Source organism: Bacillus sp. 05T31, from assembly GCF_056396725.1.
Window position 1 is genome coordinate 1 of the sequence record NZ_JBFTMA010000107.1, and the last position, 11,991, is coordinate 11,991.

Genomic DNA, 11,991 nt, shown 5'->3' on the forward strand with positions numbered 1-11,991 from the left:
AGCTTTTACAAACCCTTTTTCTTTAACTTCATGTTTATTTATAGTTTTATATTTTACATATGTATAAAATTCCGTTTTAAATGGAAACGATGTAATTTGAATTGTTTCTTCATCCACCCATTCAGCTTGAATAGGCTTCTCCCCCTTACTATTAAACATTTCTGTTCCTTCAAAACCCTCTTTAAATAAATCAATTTCATCTTTCTTTTTTACACCAGGTTTATTCATACATACATATAAAGAAAGTTCATCACAAAACTTTAATAATCTATAATGTTTATCAAACATCGCATATTGTTCTTTTGTTAACGTTTTCAAAATTCTTTTTTGTCGTTCCAATTCATTTTTATAAAAAGACATCATCTCTTCATCTTCCTCATTTAATGAAAATGATAAAAAGTGCTTACTACAAAGTAGCGCCCCGTATGGATTTGACTCTTCAATTGCATTCAAACCAATCGTATAAAAAACAAAGCGTAATGAACTTGGACAATCCATAAATGTATATGGAATATTTTTAGTATCATTCAAAATTGGTACTTTATCAAGCTCTATCCATCCTCTATCATGCTCATATATAGCATCAATTGTCTCTTTTAAGTATATTTTATCTTCAAAAAAATCTTCTATTATATGTCTTGCAATTTCACCAGCTAAAAAACCATGATCATGTTGACGAATTAATATACTTTCTTTCTCATTCTTTTCACGAAAAATCATCCGTATATTCCCCCTCATCCTCATATTACAGCTTGTTGTATGCATCAATTCTTAATTAATCCCTAAATATTAGCAGGGATTCAGTTTCTTTCAACGAAATTAACATAAATATACAGCATTCTTTCTAATCACAAAGTTAGCTTTATCTTTACTAACCATTATACTAAAACATTCATTCTAAAAAAATTTTTATGAGGTGAAAACATGAACAAAACAGAATTAGTTAAAAATGTAGCACAATCAGCTGATATTTCTCAAAAGGATGCTTCTGCAGCTGTACAATCCGTATTTGACACAATTGCTAATGCATTACAATCTGGCGATAAAGTGCAACTAATCGGCTTTGGAACTTTTGAAGTGCGTGAAAGATCTGCTCGTACAGGGCGTAATCCGCAAACTGGAGAAGAAATTCAGATTGCTGCTGGTAAAGTTCCAGCATTTAAAGCAGGAAAAGAATTAAAAGAAGCTGTTAAATAAACAAGAAACCAGCCATTTTATAGGCTGGTTTCTTGTTTATTGTTTAGTTCTTATTTAAGCAGTTCCTTTATATTCTCTGCATGATACACTTCACAAATATAAAATACACATTTGCAGTTAYTTACAATTTGATATTTTCTAGTTGGATAAACATTCGCCGCAACAGAACATCCATCAAACAATTCGATAATATTTCCAGATGGCTGATATCCTTCATATAATACGTTTCTTCTTACTTCCATCTTTTCTATAAGGTTTTCAACAGGAATATTTCCACTCTCTAATTCACTCTTTATTGTATCCGGTAAAAACGAAGTGTCTGTAAAAATTAGATTTTCAGATAACACCTTACCTTTATAACTAACATTAGATACGCGATAAAGAAATGTTCCGTTTTTATCAAAGAAATTCTTTGCTTCTTTCGGAATGTATTGTCTATYAAGCGCTTCCTGTTCAAGTACATCAAACTGAACTGTATCTTTTACAAGTTTTTCTAAAGCTAGAATAGATGACGTATTTCTAGAAAACAACATATCTTTAATTGCCTGTACATTATAAGTTAATTCAGTTTTTCTATTTTCTGCTACTAACATGAGGAACACCTCTTCTATAAGTAATTTTATTAAAAATTAACGATGATTTAATAGCAATCCCGCGTCTAACTGCGTAATTTCAGTTACTTCTTTACTAAATATTGCAATGGAAGCCATATAATCTAAACTAGGTCTTACATCTTCCATCATTGTATTTTCTGCTAACTCTTGTCTATCTTTAAAAATCAACAATTTTGGAGGGTCATTTGGAGCTGATACTGTAATTTCTACTGGTGGAATCAATAGTCCTTCACCTGTCGCTTTCAGCACTGCTTCTTTTCGAGTCCAATATGTTAAAAATCCTTCTAGTCGCTGCTCATCAGGTAATTTCATAACTTGTGCTATTTCAATGTCTGTTAATACGCCCTCTGCCATTTTCATAACATCTATATTTAGATTCATTTGCTCAACATCAACACCCACAGGTGCAGATTTAGTAAATGCAACAACARCCCACTCACCCGAATGTGAGACTGATATTTGCGGCATCCCTTCTGGTAATTGAGGTCTACCGTGTTGTAACTTACATACTGGGCACATCCGATCAATTGGTACTTGAACTGGCGACATAGAAAGTACCTTTCCAAGTACTAATCTACTAATTACACAACCTATTATAAAACGCGCACGGTCTGCCGAATGATGATATGAATTTGCTTTCTCTCGCTCTACATCATTTAGTAAATTGTAATGCCATGATTGTAAATCTGAAATTCTTGCCCACCATATTTGACAACTATTCTCATTAAGGGTTGGTACAGAATCTACAACTTTACTCTCTATCATGTAAACTCTCTCCTTTTAAATGCCAATATTACTTTATTTCAAAAGAGTATTAGCATGCTGCAACTCATTCATTTACAACTTCTTTCTCTTTTTGTAATACAGATAACGGCTTTTTATTCTTCTTTGACATTACCTCTTTATCAGAAATACGTAAAGAAAATAGTAATGCTATGAGTAAAAATATTGCTGATCCAATTAATGCTGCTTGATATGGTAAGAAATCTGACTGTACATTATTCTGTACGTTATTACTTCCAAAACCAGATAGTATACTAGCTAAAACAGCAACTCCTATTGCAGATCCTAGTCGGTTTTGTACATTGAATATAGTARTTGCTCTACCCATAGAAGGTGGYGYGATATTGTTAAAAGCAGAAAATTGAACYGCACCGACAGACTGCCCTAAGAAAATACCTATACCAAACAATAACGCTCGTATTTGCCATGGATTCGTATCATGATTTACAAAACTTAATAAAATAAATATAACCGCGGTACTTATTAATCCAATAGAGATTACTTTTCGAGCCCCTAATTTCTTATACGTCCATGGTACAATTTGCGAAGAAATCATTAATCCAATCGCCTCTGGGAATGTCGTAAGACCTGATTCCAGCGCAGAAACTCCGATTACATTTTGATATATAAGCGGAAAAACAAATAGCATTCCAAGTAAACCAGCAGATGAAAACAAGGATATGAGACTCATTTTTCTAAAAACGGGTTCTTTTAATAAGCGTAAATCTAACATCGGTTGCTTTACTTTCAATTCTACAATTATAAACAGTGAAATGAATACAATCCCAGCTATCCCAGTACTTATTATTTCTGGAGAAACCCAACCTTTTGACGGCCCTTGACTGAGTGCATAGATGAGCATCGCAAAACCTGGTGCTGAAAGAACAAAACCGAGAGAATCAAAACGACCAGCTGATTTTTCAATATGCTCTGCTAAAAATAGAAGTCCAAATAGCAACGCAATGATACCAAACGGCAGATTAATATAAAATGCCCAGCGCCAAGACATTTGATCTACAAAGAAACCACCAATAATTGGTCCGATCGCTGGTGCTACAGCAATTGGAAGTACAATAAATCGAGAAATTTTTGGTCTTTCCTCTGGTGAAAATGTTCGGAATAACATCGCCATCCCGACTGGTGTTAAAAGCCCGCCACCAGCACCTTGAATGATACGAAAAATGTTTAATGAAGTAATATCATTCGCAATTCCACATAATGCAGATGCAATTGTAAAAACGAAAAGGGCAGTTAAAAATACTTTTTTCGTACCAAAACGATCGCCTAACCAACCAGAAATCGGAAGAAAAACAGCTAAGCTAACTAAATACCCAACATTTACTGTCCCCATTGCAGATGGGGGTACTTGCAGTTCTTTGCTTATCGTTTGCAGTGCTACATTCACAATCGTTGCATCCATCGCAGCCATAAACATCGCTGTTATATAAACGATGCTTACAACTACTTTTGGATTTATTTTTACTTTCATTATTGTTTTCCTACTAATATTTTTTCGCTAATTTGATTTTTTTTCGGCTCTAAATCATTCCAGTTAACTTCAACGTATTCTAAGCAAACTTGTCTGCTAGCTTCTTCATGTACGACATTCCATCCAATTGGTACATCGAGAAAGGCAGGCCAGAGAGAATACTGGCCCTCCTCATTCATTAATACTTTATATGTGTAATTATCATTTTTAAATGGATTCGTCATACTTTACTTACCCCTTTCTTATTCTGCAAATATTTCGCTAGCACTTGTCCAATTTCTGTAAGTGGACCTGGCTGACATAAATCTTTATGTCTACAATCAATGTCATGCTGCACGATTTCCCCGTCTAAATAATTTAGCCACGTATTTGGAGAAATAGGATTAAACCAGTCTGGTATAACAGTAGATCTAAAGAATAAAATATCCCCGTTATAAACTTTTGGCACGTATTTCCCTAACAATCCTACTGAATTTACATATGTTTCTTTCAAGTTTAAAATAGTCTCTTCCTCAAGACTTGCTAATGCACTTCCATCTTTGCGAAGTATTGCAACCGCACTTTCCATAGTAAGTGGTTTACCATCCATGTTATCTGGATCATATCCACCTAAAGCAAGTAATGCGATTAACGCTTCTTCTTCAGTAGGTGCTTCCGTATTCGGTAAGAAGTGACCAGGATACGAATCCAGCATAACGAGTAATTCTACTTCTTCCCCTTCATTTTGAAGTTGCGCCGCCATAGCATGAACAACATTTCCTCCAAGCGACCATCCGAGTAAACGATATGGTCCGTGAGGCTGTATTCCACGAACGTGTTTTAAATAATCCGCCGCCATCTCCTCTAAGCTTTTTGGAAGTTCTTCATTTTCAGCGATACCACGTGCTTGTACACCATAGATTGGATAATCTGTTCCTAAAGATTTCATAAGTCCTGCATARCACCAACTTAATCCACCTGCTGGATGTACACAAAATAGTGGTAATTGATCTCCGCTTGCTCGTAATGGAAGCAACACATCAAGTGCACTTTGACCATTCYCCATTTCAAGTCTTTCAGCAAGMCCTGCAACAGTAGGTGCTGCAAATAAAGTTCCGATATTTAGTTCAACTCCAAGTGCCTCTTTAATGCGACTCATCAGCTGCACTGCAAGAAGTGAATGACCACCAAGATCAAAGAATCCATCATCAATTCCAATTTGAGACACACTTAAAACTTCTGTAAACAAGTCACATAACATTTCTTCTTGCGGTGTTCTCGGTCCGCGGCTAGAAGATGATGCAATAAATTCTGGAGCTGGCAATGCCTTTCTATCTAATTTACCGTTTGGAGTTAAAGGTAACTCATTTACTACTACAAAAGCGTATGGAACCATATAATCTGGCAAACTACCTCCAACATACTGACGCATTTCATTCGTATCGATCGTTTCATTATTTGATGCGACGATATAAGAAACTAATCGTTTATCCCCTGGTTGATCTTCCCGTACAATAACAGCTACTTGTTCAACTTTAGGATGTTTCATTATTACCGCTTCTATTTCCCCTAATTCAATTCGGAATCCACGAATTTTAATTTGATGATCTGCACGTCCTATATAATCTAACGTCCCATCTTGACGCCAGCGCGCTAGGTCYCCTGTACGATACATTCTTGTACCTGGCTTACCAAATGGATCTGCGATAAAACGTTCAGCAGTTAATCCTGCTCTTCCTAAATATCCACGAGCGAGCCCTGCACCTGTAACATATATTTCTCCAACTACTCCAGGTGGCATCGGTTGTAAATAGTTATCTAATACGTATACTTTAAGATCCGGTATACTGCACCCGATTAAACTATTTGCTCGTAAAGATACGATACTTTCATCTAATTCAATATAACTAACATGTACCGTCGTCTCCGTTATTCCGTACATATTAATAAGCTTCGGTGCGTTATAAGGATGGCGACTATACCAATCTTCTAATCGACTTAGTTCAAGTGCTTCTCCGCCAAAAACAACATATCGTAAAGATAATTTTTGACCAACCTCTTCATTTTCACGATCTGCTTGCATCAATTGATAGAACGCTGATGGAGTTTGGTTTAAAACAGTAACCTTTTCCTTAACAAGAAGCTGTAAAAATTCTTTCGGCGAGCGACTTACAGTATGTGGTACTACAACTAAACGCCCTCCATATAATAAAGGTCCCCAAATTTCCCAAACCGAGAAATCAAAAGCGTATGAATGAAACATCGTCCACACATCGTCTGCGTCAAATTGGAACCAATGTTCAGTTGCTCCTAAAAGTCTTACTACATTTTGATGAGGTATCATAACSCCTTTCGGTCTACCTGTTGAGCCTGACGTATAAATAACGTAAGCAATATGTGAAGGAGATAACGGCTTCATGCGCTCCATTTCATCTATATTGTCTTCACTATATTTCTCAATTTCTTCTATTACGTTCACATCATCAACTAAAACCTTTAGTGCCTCATCACATTCAATTTCCACATCTGAATTTGTTAAAACACATGATGGTTTCGCATCGTGTAGCATAAATGAGATACGATCTGACGGATAATCCGGATCTAACGGAAGGTATCCCGCACCAGCTTTAAGAACAGCAAGTAAGCTTACAACCATATTTAAAGATCTCGGCATCGCTAAAGCAACAAGTTGATCAGGACCGATTCCTTTCGCTATTAACAAACGAGCTATTTTATTCGCTTTTCTATTTAACTCTTCATAAGTTAGCTTTTCATCTTCAAAGACGACAGCAATAGAATTTTGATTTACATGAGCCTGCTTTTCAAATAATTGTGGCAATGTCATTTCAGGTACAATTTGAAAACCACCATTCCACTTTTCTAAAACTGTATTTCGCTCTGCTAAAGTTAATATTTCTAATCTACCAATTGATTGATCCGGATGTTTCTCTGCATCATCTAATAATAGAATGAATCGTTCTATTAGTTTTTGAACCGTTTCACGTTTATATAAATCGGTACTAAACTCTAACAATCCGTGTAAGCCGTTTGGAGTACCATCAACTCTGTTACTCTCGCTAATTTCAAATGTTAAATCAAATTTTGCAGAACCAACACTTTGAATTTCAAGGCTCGCTTCTAAATCCGGTACATTAAACGTTGCTTCTGGCGTATTTTGGAAAGCTAACATAACTTGAAACAGCGGATGACTATTTCGAGTTCGTACTGGGTTTAACACTTCAACAAGTCGTTCAAATGGAACATCTTGATTTTCATAAGCTGCAAGGTTTACCTGTTTCACTCTATTTAATAATTCTTTAAAACTTGGATCTCCTGATGTATTTGTGCGTAACACTAATGTATTTACAAATAAACCAACTATATCCGTGAGTACATCGTCGTTTCTTCCAGCAATCGGACTACCTAATGGTATATCAGTTCCAGCACCTAATCTTGTAAATAAGGCACTTAGTCCTGCTTGCAACACCATAAACAAACTAACTCCATTTTTACGAGCGAGCTCCACTAACCTACTATGCATACCTTCATCTAAATGAAAATGAATTGTTTCCCCGCGATAACTAGTTTCAATTGGGCGCTGGTAATCTGTAGGTAACTCCATTTGATCTGGTAAACCTTTTAACTCTTCTTTCCAAAAATCTAATTGTGTTGAAATAATACTGTCTGGTTTTGTTTCATCACCTAATAGCTGTTGTTGCCATAGTGAATAATCTGCGTATTGAACTGGAAGGGTTTCTAGTTGAACACTATCACCTTGACATCGTGCTTTATAAGCCGCTGTAAAGTCTCTCGTTAACGCTTGTAATGACCATCCATCTCCTACAATATGATGCAAAAGAATTAGTAAAACATGTTCGTTTTCACTCACTTTAAAAAGTTGCAAACGAATTGCTGGTTCGATATCAAGATTAAAGCTATATCTTACAGCTTCAGACAGTGTACTTTCTAATTCATCCTTACATGTATTTGTTATAATCATTTTTAAATTCAATTTATCCATTTCTAGAATTCTTTGATATGAACTGCCAAGTGAATTCGGGAAAATCGTTCTAAGTGTTTCATGTTTCTCAACTACATCATAAAAGGCACCTTGCAGTGCTTCCTCATTCAATTTTCCAGACATACGAATGACTAACGGAATATTATAAGTAGGACTTGGACCTTCTAAACAATTTAAGAACCATAACCTGCGCTGTGCAAATGAAAGTGGAACTTCATTTGGCCTACTTACTTTCTTAATAGCTGGTCTTGCGCTTTTTGCACGATCCAACTGGTTCGCTAATTCAGCAACAGTTGGTGATTCAAATAGCTTTCCGATTCCTAATTCTACACTTAACGTTTCACGAATTCTTGCCATTAAACGAGATGCAAGAAGCGAATGGCCACCCATTTCAAAGAAATTATCATCTATACTAATTCGCGAAACACTAAGTACTTCTGCAAATAAATCACATAGTATTTCTTCTTTCGGATTTCTAGCAACTCTCTCATTGTTCATTCCATTAAAATCAGGAGCAGGTAATTTCTTTCTATCAACCTTACCATTTGGTGTTAATGGTAATTCTTCTAGCACAACAAATGCTGATGGTACCATATAATTCGCTAAACTTTCTGAAACATAAGAGCGAATTTCTGAAAGATGAATCATTTCCTTCTCTTCGGCAACGATATACGCAATGATTCGTTTATCATTTGGACGATCTTCTCGTACCATTACCACTGCTTGTTGTATATTTTCATGTCGTTGTAAWACCGTTTCAATTTCAGCTAATTCAATYCGGAAACCRCGAATTTTAATTTGATGATCTGCRCGAYTAATGTACTCTARCACACCATCSTTACGCCATTTCACAARATCACCKGTGCGRTACATACGTGTTCCAGCTTTTCCATAAGGGTTTGCAACAAACCGTTCAGCCGTTAACGCTGGTTTTCCTAAATATCCGTTCGCAAGTCCTTCTCCTGCAATATATAATTCACCGATAACTCCAGGTGGAACAGGCTGTAACCCTGCATCCAAAACGTACACTTCTGTATTCCAAATTGGTCTTCCAATAGGAGGTATACCATTTTCACTGTCATCAATATTTATGAAAGTAGACCAAATAGTCGTTTCAGTTGGTCCATATAAGTTAGTTATAGAGCAACCTAATTCTTTTAATTTATTTGCTAAATGTGCCGGAAGAGCTTCACCGCCAACGAGTACGTTTAGCCTTTGTAACCTCTCTGGATATTCAGTTATTAACGCCTGCCAGAGCGTCGGTGTAGCTTGCATAATTGTCGCTCTTTCTTCTTGTAACAATGTCGTTAACGCAGAAGGCTCTTGGATTACCTCTTTTTGTGCAATTGTTAAACTTGCACCACTAATAAGAAGCTTGGTTTAAAAGTGATTCATCATTTTTAAATGATATATTCATATGAGAATATGTTTTTAACGCTATTTTCGTTTCTTCGCTATCTAATATGATTTTTTTAATATCATTTTCTATAACTAAAGTAGATGAAACAGATGAATGTGTTATGATACAAACCGGATTTGCATCATTTACTATATAATGAATTCGCTCGGCTGGGTATTCTGGATCTATCGGTAAATACGCTGYACCAGCCTTTAGAACTGCTAGCATACTAACTACCATTTCTATTGATCTTGGAAATACTAAGGCTACAAACTGATTTACTTCTATTCCTTCTTCTAATAAATAGTGTGCTAGTTCATTCGCTCGTTCATTTAGCTCTTTATACGTAAGTTTTATCCCGTTACAAGTAACTGCTATTTTATTTGGATTTTTTTGTACTTGTTTTTCAAATAATATAGGTAGATTAATTAGCTCTTCRGCTTTCTTCGTTTCATTCCATTCCAATAAAACTTTATGATTTTCTTCAGGAAGAGTAATGTTTATTTTTCCAATCGGCTCGTCTTTATGATAACTATTTATCACTAATTCTAATAGATTCATAAATCTTTCTTTATGCAATGCTAGTTCCGTATCGCTATATACTTCCGGATTCGCATCAAAATGAATCATTAACTCATTTTCATCGAAGCGCTTATATACATTAATCGATAAGTCATCGACAGGTCCTGCTGATAAATTATGTGTAATACCACGATTTCCAGCAAAGTTAAGCCCGTAATCAAAAGGCATAACATTCACTAACGGCCCAAACAACCTTTGATTTTCACCTAGTAACTTTAAGTCTCTTCTTAATTCCTCATGACGATATTTATGATGACGACGTACGTCTCGAATTTCTTTAGAAACTTGCTGTATTAATTCTGCAAAAGTTATATTTGGAGTTAACTTTAGACGAAGTGGAACTAAATTCATTACCATGCTAGGTGTATGAATAGATACAGAACCAAGACGCCCCATCATCGGTAAACCTAAAACAATATCATTTGCACCTGTTAATTTATGCATATAAATACTTGTTACAGCTACAACAAATTCGGGCCAACTCGTTAACGAAATATTAATATCTTCTAGTAAAGTTTTCGTACTAGCATTTGATAGATAAGCAGTTTCTCGTAAAAATCCATTTGATGTTCTCGGTGCTCGTTCTGCTAAACTTATAACTTCCGGTTCATCTGCAAACTTTTCTAGCCAAAAAGTACGATCTTCCTGAATTTGTTTAGATTCACGATACTCATTATCTTCTTGTACAATTTTTGCAAGAGAACCAAATGGCTTTTCATTCTTATTTGTTTCCTCTATAAGTGATGTATACTCATTCGCTACCTTTTGGCTAAGAAGTGAAAATCCATAGCCATCCATCACAATGTGATGGATGCGCTGATACCAAAAGAAACGATTATTTTCAACTTGAATAAGTGCTTCAGTAAATAATTTATCTTCTTTTAAATCTATCGGTACAGATAAATCATTTTTCATCCATACTTTAGCAGCTTCTTCAGGATTTTCTTCTTTACGAACGTCAATAAAATGCATATGAAACGTTGACGATTCCTCAATAACTTGCCATGGGCCAATTTCATCCTCTTCGAAACGAACATGAAGTGCTTCTGCTTCTTTTACCACTTTACGTACAGCTAACTCGAAAATTTCATGATTAATATTTCCGTTTATTTCTATATATTCCCCAGTATTATAAATCGGATTAAGCGGATCTAATTGTTGCGCAAACCACATACCAAACTGCGCAGATGATAACGAATGACGAATCTTTTGACTGTTAGGCATTCTTTACTACCCCTTTATTATGTAGTCTATTTGTTACAACACTTGTGCTGCTTGTGAAGATAGTAAACGGTACCAATCATCAACAGTTGGACGTTCTGCTAAATCTGCAAAAGTGATTTCTTTCCCTTCGCGACGCCATTTCTCTACTAAACTCATAATTCTGACCGAATCAAGTCCTCTATTTAATAAGTCTTCATCAACTTCAATACTCTCTACTGGCTCACGGAGTAGTTGTGCAACTAGTTCATGTACTTYCTGTAAAGTGATTCCTTCACTSTCATCGCYTTTTACACTTTGTAAATCTTTTAATAGTAAGTTTGTTGATGTCGTTACTGCACATCTATTTGATGCATACTGCAATGCTTGTTTATGATGCTCTAGTGAAAAATCAGCAACTGCATCTGCTACAAAAAATGGCTCTATACCATCCATAAATGCTTCACAAGCTGTTAAAAGGCAGCCAATATGCGCATAAATACCGCAAATAATAAGTTGATCTCTTCCCTGCTCATTTAAAATTTCTAATAGATTCGTCTTTTTAAATGCACTATATCTCCATTTGGTTAGGAATATATCATCCTCATCTGGAGTAAGCTCATCGACAATTTTCTTTTTATCTGGTCCATCAGGAATACCGTCACCCCAAAAGTCTTGTAATAACCCTCGTTGTTCTAACGTTTGTCCACCAGGTTGTGCTGTATAA

7 protein-coding genes and 1 pseudogene are annotated in these 11,991 nt (G+C 35.6%); 1 reads left to right on the forward strand and 7 read right to left on the reverse strand.

The features are described 5' to 3' along the window. Positions 1-720: DUF3891 family protein (locus AC1DJR_RS09650; protein WP_477002485.1), on the reverse strand; the 720-nt coding region annotated here is incomplete at its 3' end. A 204-nt stretch (positions 721-924) separates the two neighbouring features. Here AC1DJR_RS09650 and AC1DJR_RS09655 point away from each other — a divergent pair. Beyond that, positions 925-1,197, forward strand: a complete 273-nt coding sequence (locus AC1DJR_RS09655; protein WP_002012780.1) for an HU family DNA-binding protein — start codon at positions 925-927, stop codon at positions 1,195-1,197. Between the two features lie 50 nt (positions 1,198-1,247). On the opposite strand, the gene AC1DJR_RS09660 is transcribed toward AC1DJR_RS09655, so the two are convergent. The 6 genes and pseudogenes from AC1DJR_RS09660 to AC1DJR_RS09685 all read right to left on the reverse strand — a co-directional run. Beyond that, positions 1,248-1,790, reverse strand: coding sequence for a cold-shock protein (locus tag AC1DJR_RS09660; RefSeq protein ID WP_477002486.1), 543 nt, complete (start codon positions 1,788-1,790; stop codon positions 1,248-1,250). Positions 1,791-1,826: 36 nt separating this feature from the next. Then, on the reverse strand, positions 1,827-2,576 hold the full coding sequence (gene sfp / locus AC1DJR_RS09665; RefSeq protein ID WP_477002487.1) for a 4'-phosphopantetheinyl transferase Sfp: 750 nt from the start codon (positions 2,574-2,576) through the stop codon (positions 1,827-1,829). 64 nt (positions 2,577-2,640) lie between these two features. Then, positions 2,641-4,083, reverse strand: coding sequence for an MDR family MFS transporter (locus AC1DJR_RS09670; protein WP_477002488.1), 1,443 nt, complete (start codon positions 4,081-4,083; stop codon positions 2,641-2,643). Further along, the gene (locus tag AC1DJR_RS09675; RefSeq protein WP_477002489.1) at positions 4,083-4,307 is read right to left on the reverse strand and encodes an MbtH family protein; all 225 of its coding nucleotides are present in this window, start codon (positions 4,305-4,307) and stop codon (positions 4,083-4,085) included. Before AC1DJR_RS09675 ends, AC1DJR_RS09670 begins: the two co-directional genes overlap by 1 nt. Further along, positions 4,304-11,288, reverse strand: a pseudogene (locus tag AC1DJR_RS09680) (amino acid adenylation domain-containing protein). Before AC1DJR_RS09680 ends, AC1DJR_RS09675 begins: the two are co-directional and overlap by 4 nt. A 33-nt stretch (positions 11,289-11,321) precedes the next feature. Beyond that, positions 11,322-11,991: isochorismatase family protein (locus AC1DJR_RS09685; protein WP_477002490.1), on the reverse strand; the 670-nt coding region annotated here is incomplete at its 5' end.